Origin of the sequence: Sellimonas caecigallum, from assembly GCF_019754295.1 — a bacterium.
Taxonomy (GTDB): domain Bacteria; phylum Bacillota; class Clostridia; order Lachnospirales; family Lachnospiraceae; genus Sellimonas; species Sellimonas caecigallum.
In genome coordinates this window covers 20,703-46,862 of the sequence record NZ_VIRV01000018.1, presented here as the reverse complement: position 1 = coordinate 46,862, position 26,160 = coordinate 20,703, and the positions used below count along the sequence as shown (strand labels likewise).

The following is a 26,160-nucleotide window of genomic DNA, read 5'->3' as shown; positions in this document are numbered from 1 at the left end:
AGCGCGAGTCCCATTTTCAGTTTTGGTTGATAGATGGATGCCATCCCTTTTTTTGTACATTCGTGGTAGTAGCATCGTTCTTCGTATCCTGGCTGGGGTTTTTCCATATGCATCCAGTTTTCTATATCTTCGGCTGCGTGTTGATTGCGTGGGCGGACGTGTTCGGATGATACCGTAATTTTGCTGTCTTCATCTAAAATTGGGTATCCCATATTCATATGATACAGAATTTCCACTGGTTCGGTGCGGTCGCCTTCATTTTGGATCTGGTCATGGATCCGGAAGGTGTTTTCTTGGAGGCTGATCCGGATTTCGCGGCAGAGTTTCAGTTTTCTGGAAAAGATTGTCTCATCGGATATTTCTGCATAGATTACCAGTTCATCGTCTTCTTTTCTCCAGTAATAGTATGAGGCCGGTGTATTGGAGATGGATCCATGCATGGGTACGGATTCTCCTTCGTCAATACACGGTACGCCTACGGATTCCAGTCCGCATGTCGTTAGAAATCCTGCGGTAAAGGATTTGAGGAAGTGGTCTTCTCTCCTGTCATAGTATGACGGTGCCACATAACCACATGGGGAGAAGTACCCCATATTCATGCCTTTGAATCGAAGTCTTGAAATATCTGCGGCGCGGTCCAATGATATCGTCAATTCCAGCCCTTTGCCGTTCCACACCTCCAAAAGCCGCATTCCGTCTCCTTTTCCTCCTGTGAGGCGATGTTCTTCTGCTCCGAAAATCTGTGATTCATGTCCTATATACGGATTCATACTCTGTTTCCTCCTTTTCTCCTCGATCCAGCCAGTTATCCCACGAGAGGGCGTACTGCTTCATAGAGATGACGATACCGCTGAAATATTTTTTCGTACGCCTCATGCCGTCCTGCATCAGGATAACAGATTCCTTTTTCCCGGATCATACATTTGGCCGCTTCTTTCAGATCCTGAAAATACCCGACAGCCGTCCCTGTGATCATAGCGCTTCCGACGGTGCCTGCATCTTTTGCCTCCAGCACCTTGATCGGCACATTGAGTACATCTGCCTTGATCTGAGTCCACACTTCGGAGGATGCCCCTCCTCCGGTGGCATGAAGCATGGAAAAGGAAATTCCTGCTGATCTTAGGATCTCTTCATTGAGCCTCATCTCGTAGGCTACTCCTTCCATACATGCCCAGTAAATCTCTTTCTTCTCTGTTTCCATCGTAAGTCCAAGGATTGCCCCCTTGGATCCCGTATCCATATATGGGGTGGCCGCCCCTGCAAAATGCGGAAGCACAAGGAGACCTGTCGGCCCGCTGTACCCTGCTTCCATCACATCATACGCCGACACATTCTCTTCCTTCGCTTTTTTCAATTCGTCTCCCGCAAATGTCTCAAGAAACCATTGGAGCAGCGCTCCGCCTGTGTAAGAAAATGCGTAGCACAAGTATTTTCCTGGGACAATGTACGGCGTGACCGCATATTTCCCTTTATAAAATTCCGGATTTTTCGGAATCTCGGAGAGGACACAAGTCATGCACTCCACCGTCCCTGCACCATCCACTGCTTTTGTTTCGTCAAATACGCCTGCACCCACAGCTGCCGCCACCTGATCATGGCTGACAGAGACAATCTTTGTCTGGCTGGAAAGTCCGGTCTGCCTGCATATCTCTTCCAGCGGTTCTCCTGCTATTGTCCCCGTCGGGACCGGTTTGGAGAAAAGCTCTTTGCGGACGCCTGCTGCCTCCAGTATCTCCTGGCTCCAATCCAGTGCCCGTATATCGAAGGCCATTGTCCTGGCCGCCAGAGAATAGTCGATCTGACAGACGCCTGTGAGTAAATATACGATGTAATCTTCGATCAAAAAAATATGTGCAGCCTTTTCACATACATCCGGCCTGTTTCGGAACACCCACATAATCTTTGCAATACTGTACATTTCGTGCGGCACCAACCCGGAAATCTCGGCAAGCCGTTCTTCCCCAATCTTTTCTTTCAATATGTCACACTCTTTTTGCCCTCGCGGATCAGTATAAAGCATGGATGGAAAAAGCGGTGTCCCTTCCTCGTCCGTCACAACAAACGTCTCTCCAAAACTCGTTACCCCAATGCCTCCAATATCCGGGCAGCTCTCCGTCATGCTTTTTACGACTGCAAGTACGCTGTCTCTTACACCTGCAATGTCGATCTCATGCTCGTGATGCTTTCGGGATACCGGATAATCCCGGTATTCCTTTAAAAGCCTCTGTCCTTTCTCGTCAAACACCGTGATCTTGCATCCGGTTGTCCCGATATCCAGTCCTGCGATCTTCACTCTGTCTCCCTCCTGTCTCTTCGTCTGATTTTCCGGCAACATCTTTTTTCCTTCTACGACTCGATGGACACCACGTCATAGTGTAGATATGTCTCGAATGCTTCTGTGAGCACATCTTTCATATGTCCTACCCCAACTGACGTGTGGTGTTTAAATCCGCCTCTTGCTAGCCGAATCAGTTTGTTCTCAAGATCCGGTATCTCTGCCACACCGGCACATCCGAAATACGTCTCCTCGATCGGTTCTCCGGTAAACGTCCCTTCGCTTACATAGACGGTCAACTTTCCGTCTTCCGTCTTACAGTTGGAAAATGTCATAGGGAATGCCCTGATCCGCCCTTCATTTGCACCCCAGCCGGAGCCCGGATCATCTTTTGCGAACATCTTATGCTCTGTTACTGTTCCTTTCCCTGTCATGAGAGACTGTGCCACCGGCCCACAGTGGAACAAAATGACCTTGTTCTCCTGATCTCCATAGTTATTGTTCCAGTCAAGAACTGCCGTCGGCTCTTCGGATGCCAGATTCATGGCCCGCATGGTAATGGCCGAACAAAGATCGATCTCGCAGGATGCAACGATTCCCCTGTCGTTTAATTCACTTAACAATACACATGGACAAACTCTAAGGATCGTCTCCATCTCATTCCAGCACCGGAGCGCAAGAGCATCCAAATGATACGTCTCGATGTACTGATCCAGCACAACGCTGATCTTTGCCAATGTCGTTTTATTTTTCTCCGGTACCATGGAAAAATCGGTGTACTTCTCAAGCCGTTCTTTCTTATCAATGACGTTTTGATCTGCATCGTCCATATTCTGGACTTTGTAGATCAGTTCGGAGAGGTCAAAGGACTCCACATTGATCCCGTATTTCTGAAGCGTGATCTCATCGAACCGCACCGTCTTAAACGCTGTCGTCCTGGCGCCGATACATCCTACATTGAAATGTTTCATTCCGTTTACGACCCGGCAGATGGCCGCAAAATCTCGGAGATTTTGTGCGAAAGCCGGAGACAGCGGATGAACCACATGCGGTTTCAGAACAGTAAACGGTACTTTATACTGGCTGAATACATCAGTCACAGAGAATTTTCCGCAGAATGCATCTCTTCTGTGCTGGAAATCCATCTTCCCTATCTCGTCCGGGTATGCCTGCATCAGAATCGGCACACCTGCGTTTTCCAGTGCCTGGATTGCTCCGTTTTCATCCACAAATATCGGCATGCAGAAGATGACGCCATCGTATTCCCCTTCGTGGGACTTCAGCCATTTCGCATATAGTCTTCCCTCATCTCTTGTCTCCACAGCCCCGTATCTCGTGGCATCCTCCTCCATGATCAGGTAGTCATACCCTGCATCCGTGACAGCCTTGACCATGTCTTTCCTTGCCCCCAAGATCAGTTCTCCCGGCATAAATCCTCGATTTCCAAAACAAAGTGCAAATGTCATTTTTCTCATTTTTCTTCCCCTTTTCTGCTCATTACCGCCCTGCAAAAATCTGCATGGCCTCTTTTACATTTTCCTTCATTGCTTCTCTTGCCGCCCGGATCGTTTCCGTGAAAAAGAGAGGCCCTTTGCCTTCCTGTCCCTTTCCGTACTCCAGACAAGCTGTTCCGCCCGCCTTGTCCATGTAAGTAAAATAATTGATCTTCCGCACTCCCGCCTCGATGGCTCTGTGAAAATCTTCCCTGCTTACCCCGGATCCTCCGTGCATGACGACAGGAATGTTTCCTGCCTCCTCCCTCACTCTTTCCACTACGGAAAAGTCCAGCTTCGGCTCTGTGAGATAGATGCCGTGAGTCGTCCCAAAGGAACAGGCCAGGGCATCGATCCCAGTCTCCTCTGTGAATGCCTTAGCCAGGATCGGATCTGTATAAATCTTTGTCTCATCTTCTTCCGGCTCTTTTTCATGGCCTGTTCCCGACTCTCTTTTTCCCATCGATCCGAGTTCGGCCTCCACGGAAGCCCCCCACTTTTGGGCCATCTCCACCGCTCGTTTCGTATTCTCGACATTCTTATCGTAATCCAGCACGGAACCATCATACATGATAGATGTAAATCCCATCTCCAGTGCCTTTTCCAGATACTCCAGCGTTTCCCCGTGATCGAGATGGACACAGACCGGGACATCTGCTTCCTTCGCCATCCTTACCATGATCGGTCCTATGACAGACAACGGCATCAAATCTTCATGGCACTGGGCGAACTGTACGATGACCGGAAGTTTTAATTCTTCCGCAGCACCGATGACTGCCTGCAGGCTTTCCAAGTTCGGCGTGTTAAACGATCCTGCCGCCATCTTTCTTTCCTCCGCCATCTCCAATATTTCTTTTAATGTTACGAGCATTCTCCATCATCCTCTCTTTTTCTCTGTGGCAAATCTTAACTTTATTTTACGTGATGGATTTGGGGAAATATATAAAGAGATGTGCGTTTTACTTTGAATTCGTTCGCAAAACAGGTATAATGAAAACAAAGTTTTATGGAAGGAGAATCGACAAGATGATCTCATCTTTCAATCTGGATAAAGTAAAAGAATTGTTTCGTGATTTCTATACATTGACGAGGATTCGGGTAACCCTCTTTGATGAACGGTTTGAAGAACTGTCTTCTTATCCGGAACATCTGCCGGAATTCTGCCGCCTGCTGCGCAGTGATCCTGTCTCTGCCAAGCAGTGCCGCCTATGTGACAAAGAAGCATGCCGGGCGGCCTCCACCCGGCATGCTACCTATATTTACCGCTGTCACGCTGGTCTTACCGAAGCTATCTCTCCTGTGTATTTCGGAAATATCGTCATCGGTTACCTGTTTTTCGGACACGTCTTCTCCTACCCGGACTATGAGACCGGATGGACAGAGATCCGATCCCGATGCCGTTCCTGCCACGTGGACGAAGAAGCGCTTCATGCCGCCTGCCTGAAGCGTCCCATCATTTCGGAAGAATATATCCTTGCGGCCTCCCACCTGCTCCATGCCGTGGCGTCTTATCTATGCATGGAGCGTATGGTCACGATCCGCCGCCAGGAGCTTCCGGTCCAGATCGACGATTATATCATGGCACATCTGGACGAAAACCTCAGCGCTTGCGATATCTGCCGGGAATTCCATATTGGGAAGACGTTTCTCTACGAGATCGCCCACCAAAGCTATGGGACCGGAATTGCCCAGCATATCCGAAATCTCCGTGTGGCCCGAGCTCAGTCTCTTCTTTTGGAACACCCGGAACTTCGCATTAGTGAAATCTCATCCATGTGCGGATTTGCAAACTACAACTATTTCATAACTATGTTCAAACGGGTAACCGGCGTTACCCCCAAAGCATACCGAAGACAACACCTTGCTGCTATTCCTGATACCGGATCCGCTCCACGATCGATTCTTTCTTGACATTCCTGCTCAGGATAAAGGAGAGTCCCATCTGCAGCACTGCCAAAATGAGAATCATACACATAATTTCTGCAAGCGGGACATGATACACGTCCAATCCGAAATATCCATGCTCTCTGCCGTATCGGAAAAGTGCGTATCCGAGAGGCATTCCTGCTGCCAGAGCGATCATGACACTGCCTAATGTAAAGAGAAGTCCTTCATTTCTCAGCATCCCGTTGAGCTGCCGATTTGTCATACCAAGAGCCTGCAGGACGCCCAGCTCCCTTTTTCTTGTGATGATGCTGATGATCATCGTGTTGGCCATATTCATAAAGGCGATCAGTCCCACAAGAAAGAGGAGCGCATAGGCAAGCATCTCGAACATGCCGAGAGTGCTTTCCGCCGTTTCCAGTGCACCGAGATAGCTGCTCAGCTCATAGTGTTCTTTTCCTTCCAGCAGATTTTGGATCTCTGCCTCTACTTTTGCACAGTCTGCCTCTTTGCAGTCCACCCAGATCATCCCCGGGTTGTCTTCTGTAAATCCAAGTTTACGATAAGTATCCTCCGTGATCATCCAATCCATATTGCTGCTTCCAAAAGCTCCCTGCATTTCCCCTTCCATCGATACGGTCCGGTCTTTGTCGCCAAGTTCCATCTGTATCTGATCTCCAATGTCATATCCGCTTTCTTCGATGAAGTAACTCCAGCCGTAGATAAATGCATCTTCTTTTGCTGCTTTGTCGTAATCCACTGTCCCTTTTAATGAACCTTGATATGCTTCATCTTCAAACTCTTCTTTTCCCAGCACTCCGACACTCTGCAGGTTTCCTTCTGCATCCCGCGCATAGAGGATGTTCTGCAGACGTACCTCCGTAACTCCGTCGATTTCCTCAAGTGCCTGCAAAAATGCGTCATCAAAAGGATTATTCTGGAGGATGGAATCCAGGTTATTTTCCGGGTAGGCCGTATCGCTCAAATCATAATCAAGGGCAATCTGAAACTGCCCGTATGGCACCTGTTTTTTCGCATCGTATTTCGTGCTGATATTTCCTGTAAAGTTCGAAATTACCACAAAGAGAACACAGGAAAGTCCCATCGTCAGGATTGTCACGACAGTTCGCTTCCTGTTTATAGCCAGATTTGCAGTCATCATGGTTCCGACACTCATTTGCCTTTTCCCTTTTCTGAATCCTTTTCGTCTCTTTGATCCGTCTCCCTGGAAGCGGATCGCCTCCACCGGAGAAATTTTCGCCACGAGTTTCATTGGTTTTTTCAATGCCGCCCAAACAGCCAGGAGGGAAACGGCTGCACACAAAAGAAGGAGTGGAACGGACACCATAGAAAAATCGGTGTAAGCCTCTCTCCCCATCACAGACTGGCTCTTTTCCAGCCAGTAATGCATGAACGCCACGGTAATTCCGGCTCCTGCGATCATCCCCGGAATAATGGCCGGGAGCGCCAGCGTCATCCCTTCCCGAAAGACGAGCTTTCGCATCTGCTTTCTCGTCGTCCCAAGCGCCCGGATTTTTCCGTATTCCTGGATCTTCTGGATGATACCCACCTGGAAAATATTATAGATGACAAGGACGGAAAAGAGGCATACAATAAGTGCGATTACCACGCATCCGAGTATCGTCTCCATCCCTGGATCCAGCGCCCAGAATGTATAGTATGTGTTGATGACTGTCTGACTTGGATTGATGCCGCATTCTTCTGCCAGATCTTTTGCAGTCATCTCCACTGTCTCCGCATTCACTTGTACTTCTTCTGAAAATTTAAAATACGCATTGAATGCACGCTCTCCATTTTTATAGACCGCTTTGTAAAAATCTTCGGACACATAGGCGGCATAGGACTGATTTTCCAGCTCTACAGGCGATTTTGTGATACCGCTCACGACAAAATCCGCGTCTCTGTATGTTTCCTGGTTATTTCTCCGAAACCGAAGTTTGATCTTGTCGCCCTGTTTGGCTTCCGGATATCCGAGTTTCTCAAAAAATTCCTCCGGTCCTGCAATCTCATTTTCTTTCTCCGGAAATACTCCTGTTTCCAACTGCTCTTTCAGATTGGTCATTTCAAGAGCTTTTTCGCCCATCCAGGATAAGGCAAGGCGGCTTTTGTTTTCCACTTCTCCCACGGAAGCTGCCCTGCCCACTTCCGCAAACTCACTTCTTTGTTCCATGGAATGTATTTGATCTTCCGCTACTCCCACATACATTCCGTAATAATCGCCGTAAAATTTTTCTGCGTTCAGCTTTTCATATTTGATTGTGGAATAACCGAAAGTTGCGATGGCGGACAGAAGCGTCATCGTAAGAAATACCGCCACCATGACAAGAACGCTCCTTGTCTTATTCTTTTTGTTGTTGCTCAGTGCAAGTTTTGTGATGGTTTTCATTTCAGTTCTGCCCATATTTTTCCACCGACATTTTCAGAAGTCCAATGACTTCATCACTCGTCCTGGAATCCAGGTTACCGGTCGGTTCATCTGCAAAGAGTATATCCGGCTTAGAGGACAATGCCCTTGCAATAGCCACTCTCTGCTGCTGCCCGCCAGACAGTGTATTTGGCAGGTTTTGCAGCTTCTTTTCAAGTCCCAGCGTCCTTACGATATCCATCACAAACTCCTCGTCTGCCTTTCTTCCGTCAAGCCCCATCGGAAGAACAATGTTTTCCCACACATTGATGGAAGAAACAAGATTAAAGGACTGGAAGATAAATCCGATCTTACGTCTCCGAAACCTTGCAAGAGCATCTTCTTTGTAAGAAAAGATATCCTTTCCACGGATCAGTACTTTCCCGCTTGTAGGGGTGTCCAGACCTCCCAGCATGTGAAGGAGGGTACTTTTTCCCGAGCCGGATTTCCCCACAATAGCCACAAACTCTCCTTTCTGGATTTCGAGATTTGCGTTTCTTACCGCCTTTACTTCATTTTCTCCGCTTCCGTAATATTTACATAAATTTTTTGTTTCCAATATTCTGTCCATATGTGTCTTCCTTTCTGCCAGTTCTTTCTTCTTTCTATCCTACATCATACACGCCTTCTCTTACAGCCCACTTTCAGAAAAATAAAAGACACTTACAAAACTGTAAGAAATGATAAAAAGCAGTAGAAAAGGACCTCTCCACGGTTTCATTTTCCCCGCTTCTGGTCCTCTTCTTTCTATCGGTACGGAAGCTGAATGACAAAGGTACTTCCTTGTGTCTTTGCTCCTTTTCCTGTATTCACGCTGATGATCCCATTGTGGCCGTCTATGATCTTCCGCGTCAGATAAAGTCCGATGCCGGACCCTTCTTCTTTCTTTACCTCTGGCCGATCTCCCCGGTAAAACCGCTGAAACACTTTGTGGTATTCTTCTCTTTGGATTCCGATCCCTTCATCCTGGATTTCGATTCTGAGAAAAGACAGCCTTTTTTCTGCTCTCAGAAAAATATGGCTCCCCTTTGGGCTGTACTTTACCGCATTATCCAGAACATTGATCAGCGCTTCCCCAAGCCACTTTCTGTCATGCGGAATCTTGAGAGACTCGATTTCAGGATCCGCATCCATCTCAATCTCGATCTGTTTTTTATCTGCTTTCTCCCAAATTCTGTTGACCGCTTCCAGGATCGTATCGAAGATTTTTCCCTCGCAAAGGGAGAGCTCGATCATTCCTGTCTCCATGCGGGAAATATTCACAAGGATACCTGAAAGTTTCTCCAAACCAGAAAGCTGTACAGACAGCCGGGACTCGAACTCCTGCCGTTCCTCACTTGTGAGATCTTCTTTCGTCAGCACTTCAAAACAAGATTTCAGCGCAGCCACAGGTGTCTTGAGCTGGTGGGAAATATCGGTTACGAGAGTTTTTACCCCCTCCCGTTCCTTTTTGGCCTGATCCGTCACAACCTCCAGATAGCTGCACAGGGAATCCACCTCATCCAAAAGCATTGTAATCCCGCCCTGCTCTTCGGTAAAAATGTCATAATAGTCCGGCCCGTACCTGCCTTCCCTCACATCTTCCAAAATGGATGCGATCTTCCGGACCATGCGATCCCTTTCCCGTTCGGTCTTTTGCTTTTCCCATACAAGCATCAGAAGAAAGAGCAGCCAAAGTACCAGGCCGCCTCCCGCAATCCAGCAGCTTCTCTGAAGAAATTCTCGGCCAAACTCATTGGCATCCAGGTCTTCATAGCCATATGACTCCAAAATTTTCTTTGCGTCGTCCATGGTCATGGTTCCTGTTCCTTTTAAAACAGAGAGTGCTGTGTCCGTCTGATTGTCTGCACGGATGATCTGCGCTGCGGCGGTCACTTTTTCCTCATACTCCTGATACTGTATCCTGATCAGGAACAGGACCGCTGCGAACAGAAGGACAAAACCCATCGCCGCTTTTTTTGCCAGTCGTTTTCCTGCTTTTCCCATTGTTTCTGCTGCCTTCCTTTTTACTTATCGTCTTGCGCACTCTTTATCCCATATATACCCCAGTCCCCGGACATTTCGGATATATTCCGGTCTGGCCGCATCCGGTTCGATTTTCTCCCTCTTCTCTACTCTTTTACTGCCCGTACTGCAAGGAAAGACGGGATATGGTATTCATGCAGCCGTCCCTCCCCATTGGTGTCTTCATATAGATCCGTAAGACGGAACCCCGCTTTCAAAAGCCCGCCGATCTGCTCTTCTGTCGTGTGGGAAAACTGGATCCCATCCCGCTTCTCCATACACTCTTTGTAGAGTTCCTCATCCTGCAGCGGATTGTACGGAAGCTTTCTCACAAGCATCCTCTCATCATCGTCAAATATATAATTCAGGCCGATATCCACACCAGCCATCAAAATCCCGCCTTTTTTCAACACCCGAAAACATTCCTTCCACACCGGGAGTACTTCCTCGATATAACAATTTGCCACCGGATGAAATATCATGTCAAACGTCTCATCCGAAAATGGAAACGGGTTTGTCATATCCGCTTTCACGATCTGTATGTCATATCCTTCCCTCTCTGCCACAATCCGTTCGCCATCCAGCTGTCTGTCGGAATAATCCAGGACGGTCCCTTCTGCTTTCAGAGCTGCAAATATAGGCATCTGCTGTCCTCCTCCGGATGCAAGCCCCAATATCTTTGCCCCTTCCATCTTCGGAAACCATTCTTTTGGCACAGGCTTTGTTGGGGTAAGCACTACCTCCCATTCGCCTGTGCGTGCCTCCTCATAAATTTCATGGGAAATAGGTCTTCCCCACTCCCATCCTTCCTCTACCCACTCATCGATGGTCTCTGCATTGATTTCTGTATATGATTTCATGCTCTCTCCTTTTCTTTGCCTATCTTTGGCAACTCTGTCATTGCCAAAAATCTTTTCCACCATTGTAATGCTCAGCCATTTGGAAGTCAATGATGTACAAAACGGCTATCCTTTTTGGATTTCTCCCAGTCTTCCTTCCATAAGCAGACGCATCGCATACGCGGCCCCATCCTGTGCGTTGGACAGTGTCACATACCCGGCTGCCTCACGGATGACCGGTTCTGCATTGCCCATGGCCACGGCAGCTCCAAATCCTTGCCGAAACATCGACAGATCATTCATACTGTCGCCAAGCACCATAACTTCATCCCTTTTGTAACCAAGAGAGGTAATATACTGCTCGATCGCTTTACCCTTCTGTGCATCCTCATGGGTCAGTTCCACATTATTGAAAAAGGAGGAGGCGATGGCAAGCTTAGGAAAGCGCTCCATCTCTTTCCATATTGCTTCTGCCTCTGTCTTTCCCTTTGCCGTGATAAAGATCTTATACACAGGGATCTCCTTTTCCAAAACTTCCTCTACGTTTCTGAGGCACCGTATCCTCTTTAAGATCTGCTGAAACAGTTCCATATTCCGGATCTCCTCGTCCGATCCGTCTCCCAAAAAGAGCCTTGATTCTTCCAGGATCTGCTGCTCGGCAGTCTTCGGATCTCCGATGAGATAGTCGATTCCTCCGGCACAAAAGCGGACGGATCCTCCCGCCGCCACCGCACAATCATAGATTTCCCGGAACCATTTTCTATCCATCTCGATCGTCTGAAGGATCTTGCCTTCGGTATCCCGTATTTCAGCGCCGCTTCCTGTGATAAAATCACATTTCAGGTTCCACTTCTCCAGAACTCCTACCGCTGAAGGATAATCCCTCCCTGTTGCGATCAGAAATCGGTACCCTGCCTTCTGTGCATCTAAAATCGTCCTGTATGTGGCATCCGAAAGCGTGTGCTCCGGATTTAACAATGTTCCATCCATATCTGCTGCAATTACTTTTATCATTCTTTTTTCTCCATCTGTAAGTTTTTTAATTTTAACACAACTTTCTTTTTTTCTACAACAAAAACAGGCTGTTCCTCCTCATCACGGATTCTCACAGCCTGCTTTTTTCGTATGCACTCTCACGTGTATTCAAAGATCGCTTTCGTCTCTCTCCGCGGGAATACAGAAAGCAGTTCCATCCCTCTATGCAATCGCCGTATGTTTCCATTTTCCGCTGACATACCGCGCAATGAAACAGATACTGCGAACGACCCAGTCGATGATCATAGCCGCCCAAACGCCAAAGAGTCCCATTCCCATATATTTTCCAAGGATATAACTGAAAACAATCCGGAAGATCCACATGGAGGCAACTGATATGATCATGCACATCCTGGCATCTCCTGCTGCCCGAAATGTGGCTGGCGTCGTAAACGCGATCGGCCAGATTATGATACAGCACACCCCATAAAAAATCGTGATCTCCGTCGTCGTCTTGGCTGTAAGATCGGATAGGTTGTAAGCCTTCAATATAACCGGAAGCAAGACAACGATCACAAAGTTTGTAACAAACATGCTGACATATGTAATTCCCATCAGCTTCTTCGTGTAATAGGTGGCCTGTTCATAATCGCCTGCGCCCACACAACGAGCAATGACAGTCGTCACGCCAAGAGCGATGGCCATCCCCGGAAGCACCTGGAAAGACGCCAGCGTATTGGCAACGGCATTGGCCGCTATGGCATATGTGCCAAATGTGGATACAAGACTTAAGACGATAATTTTCCCAAGCTGGAACATACTGTTCTCCAGCCCGTTCGGGATTCCCACTTTCAAAATATTTTTGATCATCTTCCAGTCTGCCCGGTACTTCCATGTCCGCTCAATATGGACTGCCCTGTCCGGTCTGCAAAGAAGAATCAGGATCAAAATCCCTGCTGTAATCCTGGATATAAGCGTAGGGATCGCGACTCCTTCTGTCCCTCTGTGGAATCCATAGATCAGGATAGCATTTCCCGTCACATTGATGACGTTCATCACGATAGACACACGCATGGATATTTCCGAATTTCCCATTGTACGGAAGATCGCCGCACCCCCATTGTAAAGAGCAATAAACGGAATAGATGCCGCCACGATCATCAGATAAATGTCTGCGTGTCTCATGACATCCGGCTCAATCTGTCCAAATACTCCTCTCAGAATCCACCCTTTGCAAAGATAAATCACAACTGTGATCACTACGGCACAAATCGTGACAAACCATACGAGCTGAGTTGCCGCCTCACTCGCCTTTTCTTTCTTTTTCTGACCAAGGTACTGCCCCGCCACGACTGCGCCCCCGGTAGCCAGAGCGGCAAACACGTTAATCAAAAGGACCATAATGTTGTCCACAAGCGAAACACCTGAAACCGCCGCTTCCCCTACGCTGGCAACCATGATGCTGTCCGCCATCCCTACAAGGACCGCCAGAAACTGCTCTATGATCAGTGGAACGAGAAGCGTTGTCAGATCCCGGTTGGTAAAAAGATAGCCGCTGCGGTCTTTCTTTTTTTTCATACTCTCATCTCCCTTTTTCTTTCTATATTCCAAAAGCATCTCTCCATATACTTTCGGACACAAAGCTGGGATCCGCCACGTCTGTGTCGGATCCCGATCTGTTCTTCCTGGTTTTACAACATCTGCTCTTTTTTCGCCAGAATTGCTTCCACCGCTGCACATGCCGGACAGTCACAATATTTTGCTCCTGCTGCCTTGATCTCTCTTGCATGAGCGGCTACATTTTTCGCTGCTTCCTCGCCGCCGAATACCTGGATACCGGCCTCTGATTCAGCAAAAGCTGCCAGTCCATCCACTGTCACGATATCCTGTTCCAGCTCAGCAATATACTTCTTCGTCTGTTCCTCTTCCCGGTCTGTACCTACTGCATCGAGCCATGCCTGTGCAGCTTCTCTGGCTTCCCTGCTGCAAGACGGCGCATTCATAAGTTCTCTTGATTTTTCAGCAACGTAATCCCGTAATTCCTGATTCATCGTAAAACCCCTTTCCATGTTGATACTGACACTACTGTTATCTTAACACAATCTGACAGATTTTACGATACATTCTGCAAATTTTTACAGGACACAAAGTGTCTGCTTCCCTGCTTTTGATGCCCACAATTCTCTTTCATTTTCTTTCAGGTAAATCCGTGTTGTAAATACCATCGCCCCTCCATTGATAAATATTTCCATAATGGAACTGTCAATCAGAATTTCCACGTTTTCCACATCCATCTCAAGGATCCCTGTCCGCTTTTTTCTTCCTCCTCCGCAGGCAGCTGCTTCTCCGGTTTCCATCAAAAAGGAAAGCTCAGCATGTTTTTCTTTTACCGAGAATGTCGCTCCATTTTCCGGTCCGCCTACACAAAGCCTCCAGCCTTCCGGACTGATATTGTCAACTGTAAGCCGAACTGTCTTTTTCCCCCAGAAAAATCTTTCCCCATTCCAGTTTTCCACTTTCCACGGAAGACTTTCCACTTCGTGTACCGGTTCCTGAAGTATCTTTCCATTTTGAAGAGTCAGCTCTCTTGGAATAGTAAGACAATGCTGCCATCCATTTTCCACCGACAAATTCCGATGCTCTTCCCCTGTATCCGGAACTCCTGCCCATCCGATAAGGATCCGTCTTCCCTTATCATCTTCAAAGGTCTGAGGCGCATAAAAATCAAATCCCATATCCCACTCGACAAAGTCATCTTCGATCGTTTCCATCTGGGACATCAGGACATAGCCGGACTGATACCGATTTTGGAAGCGTCCTTCTTCTGTCGGAAGTCCCTGCGGACAAAATGACAAGATTTCTATCTTTTTGTCTTCATCGGCATCTTCCATGACAAACAGATCCGGGCATTCCCACATATATCCAAAATTGTTTTCCGGCAGGATCTCCTGATCCAGATCCCAGTGCTGCTTATCTTCAGATACATAGACAAGTGCACATCCCTTATCCTTCCGCGTCCCGTCCTTCCGGTACGCTCTGGCGCGCGCGCCTAGTATCATCCGGTACTTTCCATCCTCTTTCCACACTTTCGGATCCCGAACATGCTCTGTCATATGTTCCGGGTAATCTTCCGGTCCAAGGAGTTTTCGTTTCTCAGACATATGCTGTCCGTCTTTTGTCGTTGCCATCATCTGGCTCGATATCCGTCCGGCATCGATATAGTCATAATCCCCCGGAAGCTTGACATTACCAGTGTAAAAAAGCGTCAGTTCCTCCCCTTCCACAAGTCCGGATCCCGAATATACTCCGCTTCTGTCTTCCGGTATGTCCGGCGCCATGACCGGATCGTGGTATTCCCAGTGGAGCAGGTCTGTGCTTGTACAGTGCCCCCAAAATCCGTCCCCACCGTTTACACTGAACGGAGCGTACTGAAAGTATGTCTGATATATTCCTTTAAACTGACAAAGACCGTTCGGATCGTTAAGCCATCCTACCGGAGGCATGATATGATAGTTTGTCCGGAAAGGACAGTATTTCACTGTCCCTCCCTTCTTTTTCTCTTCTTCTCTGACTTTCTGAACCCAGTTTTTCATTGTACTCCCTCTTTACCTCACAATCTCCGCAATCTTGTCTCCTACTGACACACGGCCTTCTTTCGTCCGTTGTATATGAACCCCTTCCGGAAGTTCTGTAAATACCATGCAGACAGTCGTATCGTATCCTTCAGCTGCAATCTTCTCTTTATCAAACTCCAGGATACAGTCTCCTGCTTTCAACTCCTGTCCTTCTTTTGCACACAAATCAAAATACTTTCCTGCCAGATTGACTGTATCGATTCCGACGTGAATCAAAATTCCATTGCCAGCCTTTGTGCGAAGTCCTACCGCATGTTTCGTATCTGTGACCATCTCCACGGTGCAGTCCGCCGGTGCAAAGACCTTCCCCTCCTCTGGGAGGATTGCCACACCGTCTCCAAGTACCTTCTGGGAAAAGGTCGGATCGTTTACTTCCTCGATTCCCATGCATTCTCCGGACACAAAGGCGTCTATCTCTTCCGGAAGGTTTCCCTGATGCGCTGTCTCTTCTGTCGATTTCTCCGGGATGGACGTCACAGTTTCTTTCTTTCTGTCAAATGCCGCTCCCAGAAGAAATGCAAAGAGAAATCCGGCTCCCAGTGCCGCCGTATGTGCGATGATGTAACTTACATACCCATTGTCTGCCGGGTCTGCCAGTGCGATCCCTGGCACAACCGTCGTACCAAATCCAAGGGCTGCCAGATTCGTCACATATACGATGACGCCACCGATTGCGCCGCCGATACATCCCCCAATAAGCGGATAACGGTACCGAAGGTTCACACCAAACAGTGCTGGTTCTGTGATTCCAAAGAGAACGGATACAAAACTTGGAATGCAAAGTTCTCTTGCCTTTGCTTCTTTTCTGTTTCTTGCAAGATATCCTAACACCGCCCCGCCCTGGGCGATGATAGCCACGGACATAAGCGGATTCAGGAAATTCCTTCCCGTATCTACAAGAAGCTGCGATTCGATGGCTCCGAACACATGGTGCAGACCAGTGATGACGATCAGCTGCTGAACACCGGAGAATGCAGCGTATCCAACCACACCGAGATTTTCCGTCATCCACACGAGTACATTTGTGATGCCGGATGCCAGCCCCCGGCCGATCGGTCCGATGATCATAAAGAGAAGGAACGCGCTTACCAAAGTTGTCAGAAGCGGAGATACCAAAAGCCGTATCACTTCCGGCACTTTTTTCTCAAAGAAAACATCCAGTTTTGCCGTCACGATACCGATCAGAAGCGCTACGATGATCCCTCCCTGGAATCCAATCAGATCCACTCCAAATCCGAAGATATGCAGCGTCGTCACTTCCACGGTCCCCTGTGCTGCCGCATAGGCATCTGCCAAGCTTGTGGAAAGCATGATACAGCCGATGACGATCCCCATGATCGGCCTTCCTCCGAACCGCTTAACCGTACTGTAAGCGACACAAAGCGGCAGGAAACCAAAGATCGCACCAGAGGAAATATTGATCAGCCGCGCAATACCATAAAGTGTATCGTTGCTTTCCACGATCTTTAGATTTCCAAGAACACTGGAAAGCCCTGTCAAAAGCGCTGCCGCCAGGATTCCCGGCATGATCTCGATAAAGACATCCGACAGTGCCTTAACAGCCCGCTGCAGCGGATTCATCCTTTTATTTGCCTTTGTCTTCAAATCCCCCAGGCTCATGCTGTCCATATGGAGAGATTCCGCCAAAACCTGGCATACATCATTTACAAGCCCTGCTCCGAAAATGATCTGGAGCTGATCCCCTGCCACAAAAACACCTTTTACAAGATCCACATCTTCAATCTTTTTGATATCGGCCTTGTCGTTATCCTCCAAAACAAGCCTAAGCCGCGTCGCGCAGTGTGCGATTCCAAGAATGTTGTCTCTTCCTCCTGCAAGTCGGACGAGGTCGCCAGCTATGTTTTCATAGCGTTTTCTTTTTTCCGCATCCATCTTTTAATACCTCCCGTTTTCATCTTATCCTTATAAAACTCCATTTTCCATGCATTGCCGCGGCATGAACAAATGCTGTTTTGATTTGTTCTTGTAAATCTAATTATACTGGATTATACTGATATTAATATAGAGAAATGTTGTTTAACTATACAGTTTTGTTGGCTCTTTTGGAGGTACTGATGAAAGACTATATTTTTTCCAATGATTTTTCCCGCAATCTGGATGCCATGATCTACACTTGCGGGTATGAGACGTGCGCCCCGTCGCATCATTATGGTCCCGTCGTCCGAAGCGGATATCTCATCCACTACATTCTCAAGGGAAAAGGAATCTACAAGACAGACGGGCATATCTATCAGCTCTCCGAAGGAGACGCTTTTTTGATACGCCCGAATACATTGATCTACTATGAAGCTGACAAATATGATCCATGGACTTACACGTGGATCGGTTTTCAGGGTATCAAAATGGAGTCCTATCTGAAGCGAACCTCCCTTCTGGATACCCCGTATTTCCACTACGGAAAAGATGACCGGGTCAGACTCTGCCATGAAAAAATGTTTGAGGCCTACCAGCTCCCGGAAAACAGAGACCTTATCATGAACAGCATCCTGTACGAATATCTCTATCTTCTGGCGTGCAAATTTCCACGCACTTCAATCCCACCCAAAGAGAGGAAGATTTCCTATGTGGAGGAAGCCCTCCGCTACATCGAAAACAACTATGCCCATACCGTAAACATCCAGGTCATCGCCGACCATCTGAACATCGAGCGAACCTATCTGTACCGTTTGTTTAAGGATATTACCGGCATGTCCCCGCAGGAATACCTCCTGGACTACCGGATCCGCCGCTCCTGCTCCCTCTTAAAAGAGACTTCCCTTCCGGTCAGTGATATCGCCCGGTCTGTTGGCTACAATGACGCCCTTTATTTCTCCAGGCTTTTCCGCCAGAAAAAGGGACGGACGCCCACCGCGTACCGGAAAGAAAAACAGAGACTGTTGTAAAACCGATAGTCCCTTTAATATAACGCCCCTACATACCCCTCTTCCTTAGGATACATAAAACACTCCCTTTTATCCCCGGACTCTATGATTTCCAAAACACGTTCCATTCCGATAGCAAGCTCCTTTTTCCGGAATTCCTCTTTTGAAATCCAGTAAACCTCTCCCTCATCAGAACTTTGCAGTGTTCCTGTATACTCGTCTGCCTTGTACAGAAAAACCACATTGTGGATCCCCTCTTTGGTCCAGTGATATACGCCGCAGAGCACGGGATTTTTGATCGACAAACCCGTCTCTTCCCAAACTTCCCGGATCATGGAGTCATGGAATGATTCTCCTCTTTCTACATGCCCTCCCGGAAACGTAGTCCCTGAATAGCTGTCATCTACCTTGTCGAGAGCAAGGACATCTCCCCTGCCGTTCTCTACCATACACATATTCATGAATCTAACCAGTTCTGTCCGGTTTTCTGTCTTTGGATCATTTTTATATGGCAACCTTCTCATCTCCTTATTCCCTTTTCTGTTCTCATGGGATCAGACAGGAAACAGCATCATCTGTTCATATTCCGCGTGCCTTTTCAGCTCCGCCGGTATCTGCCTCAATATTTCATCTATCGCATTGCCATTTCGCAGCCATAGTTCGATCTGATCTTTCTCTAAAATTAGCGGCATCCTGTCATGTACATTTTGCATGGACTTATTTGCCTGTGTCGTCAGGATCACAAACCGTTCTTCGTTTTCCAACATATCAAAGAACCCCGCCATATACAGCACTTTTCCATCACTTCTTCGGAACGTACTTTTCTCTTTATTGGTATTCCACTCATAAAAATGGCTTGCCGGTATGACTGCCCGGTGATATCTTATACCGTTCTCAAATATCTTTTTATCCCGGACAGATTCCGCTCTGGCATTGATGATTACCCCTGTATTCCTGATTCCGGGATATCCCCATCTTTGACTGGAAAGCCGGATCCCATTCTCACTCCACGTAAGAACCGGTGCCCATTCGGTAGGACGGATATCTCTTGCGAAACATACTCTCTCCAAATCCCTCTCCCGTCCAGGGACTGCCATCTTTATCATATCCTGCAATATGGTATTGTCTATGTAAAAAATGCTGCACATCTTCTATCTCTTCTCTCCTGGAATGTGGACGCTATAATCTGAAAAAACCCTTTTTCATAAGTCACAACTTTTACATATCATAATTATACGCAGTATCGTGCAGCACATCAATAGCAATGTCTGGTTTTCAATCTCTCTTACAAAACAGACCATGTACAGTTACTCTGCACATGGTCTGTTCTCCTTTTCCCTTATTTTTGCTCATGCACGTACATCCGTGACAACGCTTCCTCTCCATCTCCCTGGACCATACAGTAATATTTCCATCCATACCTTTCATAAAATGCGGTATGATCCGTGATCAGATAAAGCGTGTCTGTCCCGAGATTTTTCATATCTTCACATACAAACCGGAGCATTTCTCCCGCAATTCCCCGACAGCGATGTGTCTCCTCCACATAGACCGCGCACACATTCGGAGCCAGATCTTTCCGGTCGTGAAAATCATTGTCTATCACGCCCAAGCCCCCTATGATCTTTTCTCCTTCCATGGCAACATACCACTGTGGTACCGTTTGTTCATTTTTGAGACATTCTTCCATACTTTCCCGGTACTCTTCCAGCGGGATTCCCCATTTCTCATGAAACCACACTGCCGCTGCATCGGCTAATTCTGCATGTTCTCTGATCTTTTGAATTTTCACAGACAACGTTCCTCCTTATTTCCCTATCTACAAATCTTCCTTGGCCGTTGATTTCTATATAAATCCTACCATACAATTTCTTCCGGATATTGAATTACCGGATCTTCCAGATCATAAATGCTTACCCCTTCTTCTCTGGCCCAATATTTGAACTCTCTCTCCATGTTATAATATGTCTGTGGTTTTTTCACAAATCGCTTTGCGATATTCTTGAGTTTATTGCCACGTTTTTCCACCGAAGTTTTTAATAACTCAACGTTACATTTATCAACATACTGTGTCACGTAATTAATGTAATCCTCATGGGAATTCTGCGCAAGGCGAATTATTTTTTCCAATTCTTCATCTCCGATAACCTCCCCGAGTGCCTGCCATATTACCGCACACAACAAATTCAAATTAGCCTTATCCTCAAGATAATATCCATATGGAATTGGAGGAAGCCCCATATCTGCACACCGCGAACGGCGTCCATAATAGCATGCCGCAAGCTGATAAAACTTTGGAATCGTCACAGCTACAAAAATAGCTTCCGGGAACAATATATTCACACTATAGTATACATTCTGCGTGGGCGTGATCATTTCATGCCATTTCATGATTTCCTGATTCATTCCATTATCTTCCAACACAATATCACGGTCCCCCATAAATGCATGACGAATGTCATAGCAGATTCCAAGCAGACGATTTTTTACTCCGTAGTAAACATCCATATGCTCTTCTTCCGTTATTGTCATACGATGAATACTGTCTACTAATCTGTAAAAATCTCCAAAATCACCCTGTATATTAATCCCTGTCAAATGTGTCGTTGGTTTCGCTTTTAACATACCGCCCTTCTCCTTTCGCTATTGTTATCCGAAAATCGACAAATTATTGCCGATTCATTTCATTTACCATCTCTGCAGGTTTTGCTGTCATTTCCACCCACGCAGGCAGAAAACCGCTTTTGACAGCATTGCGCACAGATCTGATATTGGACCATGCCGAACAATAAAAAGGAACTTTTTCTCTTTTTAATATTTCTTCCGCCAACGTGCTGGTAAGTGAAGATGCGATTCCTTTTCTTCTGTACTCCGGCAGTACATCTACACCAATCTGCCACATTGTATCACAATCGGCAGAGCACCCCGAAAGTCCAATCAGTTTGCCGCCATCATATGCGCCAACCCCCAGAACATCCAGCTGTTTTCTGTCTTCACATAAGGCGTTTGCCCACTGTGGCTGATACAGCTCGGCGAAATCTTTCTGTTCCAAAACTTTCAGCTCATAATCACAAGGCAGCGCACGCAGCTTTTCAACATCCGGCAAATAATATTCTGCCATAAAGCATACTTTTTGTCCTCTCTTTGACAGCCTTTCCTCAAGCCAGTGCATATTTGGTGTTTCAAAACAATGATAAAACTCGTATCTTCCTATGTATTCTTCCACAATATCTTTATATTCTTCCCGCACCGATGCTACGATATTGTTTCCATAGGAGACCAAATTACAGGCAATCGGTTCTCTATAATATTTTCGTGCTTTCTCGCCCACACAGGATGTGACAACGACATGGTGCTCACAGAGAAAATCTGACGCTTTGCAATTGATGTCTGCTGCCGACTGCTCCATTGCAATCCGCAGGATATCTTTATTTGTCATAATTTTTCCTCGCTTTCTTCTCCTAATCCTGTGAATATTGTAATCAAACAAATGTTGTTTGTAAATTACCCTTGCAAATATTCCATCAGCGGCAGCAGATATTTTTTATCTGTCCAGTCGCACGTTTGCCCTACCGCGCACATAAGCGCCTGCATCCACGGTTCGTATGTACTTGGGTCTTTTTTTGCAATCGATTTTTGCAGTATCTTGCACAAAGTTCTGTCTTTCCATGTCATTTTGGCTTCATCCCAGGCTCCTCGGCCATAAAAAACAGGGATTCCTTTTAAATCATCTTTTAGATTATGTTTTTTGATCTCTTCAAAGGCATTTTCATCATATGGAGAAGCCCCCACGCAGAATATTGCAATCTTTTTTTGTTTCCATCTCCCGATATTCTTTTTTAAAACCGACAATCCCGCTATGCCTGAAGCATATATGCCACCGCACAGAACGATCATTTCATAGTTTGCCACATCATCGACAAGAACCTTCGATGCTTCTACACAATCAAAATCCGTCATTTCTTTTAGCCAGTCTACATATTTTTTCGTTGCCCCATACTTAGACCGATAAATGATAATCCCCTTTTTCATAACGAACTCCTTTCCGCTTCCTTAAGCATACAGTGCCTGCTTTAAAAATGTCTCATAAGCAGCTTCTAACTGCATATATATTTCATCCGCTGAAATTCCCGGCTCAGTAACCGAAAAAATTGTACCAATCCCGATCGTATAAATCAGCATATTCAGATGTAACTGCTTTGCCTTGTCCGTGCTTATGTTCAGCTGACCGGCAATAAATTCGGCAACATGAGGATCTGTTTCCTTTCTGTATAAATCGTCCAGAGAAGAAATCCCATTTCTCTGATGCAAAATAAATATGCGAAACAGCGCCGGCTCTTCTTTTGCCAACTGAATATAGACTCTGCCGGTACTGCGGAACAAGTCCTCTTTATCAATATGGGTTCTCACATAGTTCTGGATAAAGACACCCACCTGTTCAACGACATCTCTGCGCAATCCTTCCATATTTTTGCAGTAGCTGTAAATAGGCTGCACAGAGCAGCCTATCTTATCCGCTATATTTTTTACCATAACTTGTTCCATTCCGCTATTTCGCGCTATTTCAAAAGCAGCATTGACAACCATTTCTTTTGTAATTCTCTGTTTTGGCATAAATGTTACCTCTTTATAATCATTTTATATAAATCGTTTATATAATATAATTATATATATTTTTGTATCTCTCGTCAACTGCACAACAAAAAAGGCAAGGATTTTACACCTTGCCAATTTATAGAGAAACCCAACGTTTTATCATCTGTCTACTCTGCTGCTTTTTCAATACAGGATATGGCGTTCAGACTTCTTGGATAACCAATATACGGAACACACTGGGAGACAACTTTGATCAGAAATTCTTTATCATTTCCCATATTCATATTTCCTTTTGCATGGGCGATTGCCTGAGGTTCACATCCCCCTTGTGCTATAAGGAAGCAAAAAGTAATGAGTTCCCGCTGTGCCAGATCCAGCCCATTTCTCGTATAATAGTCTCCAAAGCAGTTTGCAGCCAACCACTTGTTGATATGTCCTGCTTTCCATGCCTCTTTCATATGCTCTCCGAAAATATCAACCTGCGCCTGCACACCTTTTTCCAGACGGTTTTCTTCGGTCGTTGTTCCCCGATGCTCCACAGGCAGTTCGATTCCTTTTTCTTCCATCACTTTATTGGAGATCTGCAGAAATGGCAGCATACGCCCAAAGCCCACATAATCCGCCGCCTGATACACAATTTCTTTTACCATCACAGGTGTGAGTCCATTTTCCATTGCCTTTGGCAGCATCATTCGGAATGCCTCTTGTCCCTGGCATCCAATCAGCACGGCAAGGATCGCCATGTATCTCGTCTGATCTCACAGTTCCTGCCCTTCTTCATGGACAACTTCCTCAAAAGCAAACCGCTCAAAAATTTCCATAAACTCTTTATCTGTTTCATATAAGTTCATTGCCGACACCTCCTGAAAAAAATAGATGCCCTCTCGGACATCTACAATATAGCACCTGTATTTTTATGTGTCTAATGCTTATTTCTTTTGCTTTGTCATGCTTACAACGTATTTTTAAGCATTTCCCTATTATTGGAAAATCCTTTGATATACTCTTCTGTTTCCTTCATGATCGTTTTCATGATTTCCAGATCATTCAGTGCGTCCCCGGTCTCCATAGAATGATCTGCATGTTCCGTCAAAAAAAGAGACAATCCTCTTTTTTGGCATTCCTCGACAATGACATCTGTCTTCGCCCAGTCATCACCTGTTCCATGAAATACGATTCCTCTCTTTCCTATCGCCTGAAAAGAGGCCTCCACCGGTGTATAATAGACATGTCCTGCTCCAATTCCCTTATTTGCATCGTAGGATGCAGCCACCGCTGTTCCGATACTTTTTGATATAAACAGCACATGCGTGTACGCGGCGAAGTCTATCTTGGAAAGCTGATCTGTCACATTTCCCAGAGCCATCTCGTAAGCAGCGTACATTTTCTTTGCATCTCCTTTGATGCCGGAAGGCAGTGTGCCGTATTGGGCGCAAACAATCTCATACCCATACTGCACTGCCAGTTTTCTGCTGTAATACAAAAGTGGTTTATCTACGTGATATCCCATTCCCGGAAATATTACTGCAATCTTTTTATCCATACTCTTTGTCTCCTTTATTGATACTAAGCAATCTTTACGATAAAATTTTTTCTTTTGGGAAAGTATACCGCGGGAGCCCTCTGCTGTGTTTGCCATATTCGATAGCTTCTTTGGGACATCTGCAAATACATGCCATACAATGCGTACAATCTTTACCCCATACCGGTCTTCCATTGTTCATGCGAATATTTTGAAGCGGACAGACTTCCCGGCACTTTCCGCAGGAAATGCACGAATCGGTCGTATAAAATTTTCTGGCGTGAACAAACAGAGGGTAAAACAGATCATTTATAATGCCACTGCTCAGTTTATCTGCAGCTGAAGCAGAAATACGCGGAAATTTCTCTCCATTTTTAATTTTAGCAGCCGCTTTTTCAATGCTCTTTTCTGCCCGTCTGATAATGTTTAACGCTTCCTCTTCTGTCGGTGTTTTAAACAAAGCAATATAGTTTTCCGGCATAACCACTTCCAGACATCCAAAATATCGCAGTCTTTTTTCTCTGCACAGAGATTTCAAATATTTTCCGGCATTCCCGATATTGGTTCCGCAAGTCATGACAAAATAAATATCCCGGCTCCCTGATAGTTTCGTCTTTTTCATCCATTCCTGCAGAATGCGCGGAATCCGCCACGCATATGTCGGCGTGACGATTACCCAGGAGCGCTCAGAATGTATTTCTGTAAAATCCTTTTCACGCAGCCTTTCAAACAGATTTATGACCTCGTCATTTGCTTCTCTTCCAATTCTTTCTGCAACGTATTCGCTGTTACCTGTTCCTGTAAAATATAAGATCACTGTTTTCCTCCTCAACTTGTACGCATCACTTTTTTGCAACGATCAAATACCGGTGGATGGTTCCTTCTATTTTTCCCTCTTTTTCAATTTTCTTGTGCATTTCCAACAGTTGTGGGAAGCATCGACTGACAGAAAATTGAGGAAACTCCCATTCCAGGATACGTGCAAACCATACGAAGGCCCCTACGTCATAAAAAACAATCGGTCTATATGCTTCCTCTGCCTTCAAAATCTGAAATCCCGCTTCTTCGAATATTTTACGCTGCTCTTTCAAGTTTAGATGAGGATATGGTTCCGGCGTCCCCGGCAGCACCATTTCGACCAGATCCCGGTCATTTTCCCCGCCAACTTGTTCAGTAATAAACACGCCTCCTTTCTCCAAAAGTCTGTACAATTCTGATGCATCAAAGTCCCCATGCCGGTTAATGATGACATCAAAAGAAGCATCTGCATAAGGAATATCAGATGGATCATTGCATTCTTGAAAATCAATCCCAAGCGGCTCCAAAGTTTCCTTACACAAAAGCACATTTGGAGGATATCCCTCCGTTGCTGCGGTTTTCACATAAGGATGATGAAGAGAAAGTAAAAATTCTCCACCTCCAGTATCATAATCCAAAAGCTCGTCATCTTTTGTCAAATACTGTTCAACGATCCTTCGATAATCCCACGGCAAATCCTTTTCTTCTTCGTATCTTCCATAAATATGTGAAAAATCCCATCCATGGATATGAGCAATTTCTTCTTCCTTCTCCCAGACAGCCCTCAATTCTTCTGTCGTCATCTTTCATCCTCCTCTTAAACTAAAGAGTG

The 26,160-nt window shown here is 46.2% G+C and carries 24 protein-coding genes and 2 pseudogenes; 2 read left to right on the top strand and 24 right to left on the bottom strand.

Annotation, left to right across the window (positions count from 1 at the left end; translation table 11 throughout):
• The 4 genes from FLB61_RS10835 to FLB61_RS10820 all read right to left on the bottom strand — a co-directional run.
• Window positions 1-770 (bottom strand): aldose 1-epimerase family protein (locus FLB61_RS10835; protein WP_221920143.1); only part of this gene is annotated, 770 nt, incomplete at its 3' end.
• Between the two features lie 35 nt (window positions 771-805).
• Window positions 806-2,335, bottom strand: a complete 1,530-nt coding sequence (locus tag FLB61_RS10830; RefSeq protein WP_246599208.1) for an FGGY-family carbohydrate kinase — start codon at window positions 2,333-2,335, stop codon at window positions 806-808.
• 11 nt (window positions 2,336-2,346) lie between these two features.
• On the bottom strand, window positions 2,347-3,750 hold the full coding sequence (locus tag FLB61_RS10825) for an L-fucose/L-arabinose isomerase family protein (protein ID WP_246599207.1): 1,404 nt from the start codon (window positions 3,748-3,750) through the stop codon (window positions 2,347-2,349).
• A gap of 22 nt (window positions 3,751-3,772) precedes the next feature.
• Window positions 3,773-4,639, bottom strand: a complete 867-nt coding sequence (locus FLB61_RS10820; RefSeq protein ID WP_221920142.1) for a class II fructose-bisphosphate aldolase — start codon at window positions 4,637-4,639, stop codon at window positions 3,773-3,775.
• A gap of 119 nt (window positions 4,640-4,758) precedes the next feature.
• Between FLB61_RS10820 and FLB61_RS10815 the strand changes: the two genes are divergently transcribed.
• Window positions 4,759-5,679, top strand: a complete 921-nt coding sequence (locus FLB61_RS10815) for a PocR ligand-binding domain-containing protein (RefSeq protein WP_221920140.1) — start codon at window positions 4,759-4,761, stop codon at window positions 5,677-5,679.
• Here FLB61_RS10815 and FLB61_RS10810 read toward each other — a convergent pair.
• The 9 genes and pseudogenes from FLB61_RS10810 to FLB61_RS10770 form a co-directional block, all read right to left on the bottom strand.
• On the bottom strand, window positions 5,636-8,074 hold the full coding sequence (locus FLB61_RS10810) for an ABC transporter permease (RefSeq protein ID WP_246599206.1): 2,439 nt from the start codon (window positions 8,072-8,074) through the stop codon (window positions 5,636-5,638). The two genes, FLB61_RS10815 and FLB61_RS10810, sit on opposite strands and share 44 nt — an antisense overlap.
• Window positions 8,067-8,648 (bottom strand): annotated as a pseudogene (locus FLB61_RS10805) (ABC transporter ATP-binding protein); the annotation flags it as partial. The pseudogene FLB61_RS10805 and the gene FLB61_RS10810, both read right to left, overlap by 8 nt.
• Before the next feature lie 176 nt (window positions 8,649-8,824).
• Complete coding sequence (locus FLB61_RS10800; protein WP_221920137.1) at window positions 8,825-10,063, bottom strand: sensor histidine kinase; 1,239 nt, start codon at window positions 10,061-10,063, stop codon at window positions 8,825-8,827.
• A gap of 125 nt (window positions 10,064-10,188) precedes the next feature.
• Complete coding sequence (locus tag FLB61_RS10795) at window positions 10,189-10,941, bottom strand: class I SAM-dependent methyltransferase (protein ID WP_221920135.1); 753 nt, start codon at window positions 10,939-10,941, stop codon at window positions 10,189-10,191.
• Between the two features lie 105 nt (window positions 10,942-11,046).
• Window positions 11,047-11,934 (bottom strand): Cof-type HAD-IIB family hydrolase, encoded by an 888-nt coding sequence (locus tag FLB61_RS10790; protein ID WP_221920134.1) that lies wholly within the window; start codon window positions 11,932-11,934, stop codon window positions 11,047-11,049.
• Window positions 11,935-12,117: 183 nt separating this feature from the next.
• Window positions 12,118-13,473 carry an MATE family efflux transporter gene (locus FLB61_RS10785; protein WP_087212579.1) on the bottom strand — a complete coding sequence of 452 codons (1,356 nt, stop codon included), beginning with the start codon at window positions 13,471-13,473 and terminating at the stop codon, window positions 12,118-12,120.
• A 113-nt stretch (window positions 13,474-13,586) separates the two neighbouring features.
• Window positions 13,587-13,946 carry a molecular chaperone Hsp90 gene (locus tag FLB61_RS10780; RefSeq protein WP_087201229.1) on the bottom strand — a complete coding sequence of 120 codons (360 nt, stop codon included), beginning with the start codon at window positions 13,944-13,946 and terminating at the stop codon, window positions 13,587-13,589.
• A gap of 84 nt (window positions 13,947-14,030) precedes the next feature.
• Entirely contained in the window at window positions 14,031-15,488 is a 1,458-nt protein-coding gene (locus FLB61_RS10775) for a glycoside hydrolase family 32 protein (protein WP_221920132.1), read from the bottom strand.
• A 12-nt stretch (window positions 15,489-15,500) separates the two neighbouring features.
• Entirely contained in the window at window positions 15,501-17,423 is a 1,923-nt protein-coding gene (locus FLB61_RS10770) for a PTS sucrose transporter subunit IIABC (RefSeq protein ID WP_221920130.1), read from the bottom strand.
• A 182-nt stretch (window positions 17,424-17,605) separates the two neighbouring features.
• On the opposite strand from FLB61_RS10770, the gene FLB61_RS10765 reads away from it, so the two are divergent.
• Window positions 17,606-18,433: an AraC family transcriptional regulator gene (locus FLB61_RS10765; RefSeq protein WP_221920127.1), complete on the top strand. Its 828-nt coding sequence runs from the start codon at window positions 17,606-17,608 to the stop codon at window positions 18,431-18,433.
• Between the two features lie 14 nt (window positions 18,434-18,447).
• Here the strand turns inward: FLB61_RS10765 and FLB61_RS10760 are convergent, their stop codons facing one another.
• The 11 genes and pseudogenes from FLB61_RS10760 to FLB61_RS10710 all read right to left on the bottom strand — a co-directional run bounded on the left by FLB61_RS10760 (window position 18,448) and on the right by FLB61_RS10710 (window position 26,131).
• A complete protein-coding gene (locus FLB61_RS10760) occupies window positions 18,448-18,927 on the bottom strand; it encodes an 8-oxo-dGTP diphosphatase (RefSeq protein WP_246599205.1) in 480 nt (159 codons plus the stop codon).
• A 39-nt stretch (window positions 18,928-18,966) separates the two neighbouring features.
• A complete protein-coding gene (locus tag FLB61_RS10755; RefSeq protein WP_087201240.1) occupies window positions 18,967-19,560 on the bottom strand; it encodes an SOS response-associated peptidase in 594 nt (197 codons plus the stop codon).
• A 191-nt stretch (window positions 19,561-19,751) separates the two neighbouring features.
• Window positions 19,752-20,204, bottom strand: coding sequence for a GNAT family N-acetyltransferase (locus tag FLB61_RS10750; protein ID WP_330620636.1), 453 nt, complete (start codon window positions 20,202-20,204; stop codon window positions 19,752-19,754).
• A 65-nt stretch (window positions 20,205-20,269) separates the two neighbouring features.
• Complete coding sequence (locus FLB61_RS10745; RefSeq protein WP_221920125.1) at window positions 20,270-21,037, bottom strand: DUF6904 family protein; 768 nt, start codon at window positions 21,035-21,037, stop codon at window positions 20,270-20,272.
• Between the two features lie 43 nt (window positions 21,038-21,080).
• A complete protein-coding gene (locus FLB61_RS10740) occupies window positions 21,081-21,851 on the bottom strand; it encodes a GNAT family N-acetyltransferase (protein ID WP_087201245.1) in 771 nt (256 codons plus the stop codon).
• A 65-nt stretch (window positions 21,852-21,916) separates the two neighbouring features.
• Window positions 21,917-22,444, bottom strand: a complete 528-nt coding sequence (locus tag FLB61_RS10735) for a flavodoxin domain-containing protein (RefSeq protein WP_087201247.1) — start codon at window positions 22,442-22,444, stop codon at window positions 21,917-21,919.
• A 21-nt stretch (window positions 22,445-22,465) separates the two neighbouring features.
• On the bottom strand, window positions 22,466-23,026 hold the full coding sequence (locus tag FLB61_RS10730; protein ID WP_087201249.1) for a TetR/AcrR family transcriptional regulator: 561 nt from the start codon (window positions 23,024-23,026) through the stop codon (window positions 22,466-22,468).
• A gap of 149 nt (window positions 23,027-23,175) precedes the next feature.
• Window positions 23,176-23,859: pseudogene (locus tag FLB61_RS10725) on the bottom strand (carboxymuconolactone decarboxylase family protein).
• Between the two features lie 101 nt (window positions 23,860-23,960).
• Window positions 23,961-24,551 (bottom strand): hypothetical protein, encoded by a 591-nt coding sequence (locus FLB61_RS10720; protein WP_087201252.1) that lies wholly within the window; start codon window positions 24,549-24,551, stop codon window positions 23,961-23,963.
• Between the two features lie 34 nt (window positions 24,552-24,585).
• Entirely contained in the window at window positions 24,586-25,347 is a 762-nt protein-coding gene (locus FLB61_RS10715) for an EFR1 family ferrodoxin (protein ID WP_087201254.1), read from the bottom strand.
• Window positions 25,348-25,372: 25 nt separating this feature from the next.
• Window positions 25,373-26,131: a class I SAM-dependent methyltransferase gene (locus FLB61_RS10710; RefSeq protein ID WP_087212614.1), complete on the bottom strand. Its 759-nt coding sequence runs from the start codon at window positions 26,129-26,131 to the stop codon at window positions 25,373-25,375.
• Between the last annotated feature and the right edge of the window lie 29 nt (window positions 26,132-26,160).

Excerpts from the sequence above, each read along its gene's own strand:
- FLB61_RS10830 (WP_246599208.1), bottom strand. The coding sequence starts at position 2,335 with ATGTTGCCGGAAAATCAGACGAAGAGACAGGAGGGAGACAGAGTGAAG.
- FLB61_RS10825 (WP_246599207.1), bottom strand. The coding sequence starts at position 3,750 with ATGAGAAAAATGACATTTGCACTTTGTTTTGGAAATCGAGGATTTATG.
- FLB61_RS10820 (WP_221920142.1), bottom strand. The coding sequence starts at position 4,639 with ATGCTCGTAACATTAAAAGAAATATTGGAGATGGCGGAGGAAAGAAAG.
- FLB61_RS10815 (WP_221920140.1), top strand. The coding sequence starts at position 4,759 with ATGAAAACAAAGTTTTATGGAAGGAGAATCGACAAGATGATCTCATCT.
- FLB61_RS10810 (WP_246599206.1), bottom strand. The coding sequence starts at position 8,074 with ATGGGCAGAACTGAAATGAAAACCATCACAAAACTTGCACTGAGCAAC.
- FLB61_RS10800 (WP_221920137.1), bottom strand. The coding sequence starts at position 10,063 with ATGGGAAAAGCAGGAAAACGACTGGCAAAAAAAGCGGCGATGGGTTTT.
- FLB61_RS10795 (WP_221920135.1), bottom strand. The coding sequence starts at position 10,941 with ATGAAATCATATACAGAAATCAATGCAGAGACCATCGATGAGTGGGTA.
- FLB61_RS10790 (WP_221920134.1), bottom strand. The coding sequence starts at position 11,934 with ATGATAAAAGTAATTGCAGCAGATATGGATGGAACATTGTTAAATCCG.
- FLB61_RS10785 (WP_087212579.1), bottom strand. The coding sequence starts at position 13,473 with ATGAAAAAAAAGAAAGACCGCAGCGGCTATCTTTTTACCAACCGGGAT.
- FLB61_RS10780 (WP_087201229.1), bottom strand. The coding sequence starts at position 13,946 with ATGAATCAGGAATTACGGGATTACGTTGCTGAAAAATCAAGAGAACTT.
- FLB61_RS10775 (WP_221920132.1), bottom strand. The coding sequence starts at position 15,488 with ATGAAAAACTGGGTTCAGAAAGTCAGAGAAGAAGAGAAAAAGAAGGGA.
- FLB61_RS10770 (WP_221920130.1), bottom strand. The coding sequence starts at position 17,423 with ATGGATGCGGAAAAAAGAAAACGCTATGAAAACATAGCTGGCGACCTC.
- FLB61_RS10765 (WP_221920127.1), top strand. The coding sequence starts at position 17,606 with ATGAAAGACTATATTTTTTCCAATGATTTTTCCCGCAATCTGGATGCC.
- FLB61_RS10755 (WP_087201240.1), bottom strand. The coding sequence starts at position 19,560 with ATGTGCAGCATTTTTTACATAGACAATACCATATTGCAGGATATGATA.
- FLB61_RS10745 (WP_221920125.1), bottom strand. The coding sequence starts at position 21,037 with ATGTTAAAAGCGAAACCAACGACACATTTGACAGGGATTAATATACAG.
- FLB61_RS10740 (WP_087201245.1), bottom strand. The coding sequence starts at position 21,851 with ATGACAAATAAAGATATCCTGCGGATTGCAATGGAGCAGTCGGCAGCA.
- FLB61_RS10735 (WP_087201247.1), bottom strand. The coding sequence starts at position 22,444 with ATGAAAAAGGGGATTATCATTTATCGGTCTAAGTATGGGGCAACGAAA.
- FLB61_RS10730 (WP_087201249.1), bottom strand. The coding sequence starts at position 23,026 with ATGCCAAAACAGAGAATTACAAAAGAAATGGTTGTCAATGCTGCTTTT.
- FLB61_RS10720 (WP_087201252.1), bottom strand. The coding sequence starts at position 24,551 with ATGGATAAAAAGATTGCAGTAATATTTCCGGGAATGGGATATCACGTA.
- FLB61_RS10710 (WP_087212614.1), bottom strand. The coding sequence starts at position 26,131 with ATGACGACAGAAGAATTGAGGGCTGTCTGGGAGAAGGAAGAAGAAATT.